This window comes from Alteromonas sp. MMG017 (assembly GCF_018100795.1).
Taxonomy (GTDB): domain Bacteria; phylum Pseudomonadota; class Gammaproteobacteria; order Enterobacterales; family Alteromonadaceae; genus Alteromonas.
Genome location: NZ_JAGJDY010000082.1, coordinates 1 through 362, shown reverse-complemented (window position 1 = coordinate 362; position 362 = coordinate 1). Strand labels below are relative to the sequence as shown.

The window sequence follows — 362 nt, the reverse complement described above, 5'->3', positions numbered from 1 at the left end:
CTGCGCCCCTTATTTAAAAGTTAGGTGTAATGATGAAAATACTTACTTTTGTCGTTGTTATGGCTACGTTCTGCAGTTTTAATGCTCATGCAGTAAAAGTGCGCAGCTGCGAAAATTTAGAAGTAAAATATATAAAACTACAGCTTCAAAACGGTAATTTAAGTCAAAAAAACATTTCAGACAGAGAGTCTAAAAGAGGTACGTTAGGTATCGATGAAATGTGTGAACTAAGAAGTGAATTGGTTTCAGATAGTTTAGCTTTTACTCTATTTAGACCTAAAGGTGAGTCATTGAGTTATGTACTGGTTCACAATGGCTTGAATGGCAGTTTTAAATTGTACGGTCCTTTTATTGGCAATTAC

Annotated in this window: 1 protein-coding gene; it reads left to right on the top strand. The window is 34.5% G+C overall.

The features are described from left to right. Positions 1-29: 29 nt before the first annotated feature. Positions 30-362: hypothetical protein (locus tag J8L84_RS20310; RefSeq protein WP_211072290.1), on the top strand; the 333-nt coding region annotated here is incomplete at its 3' end.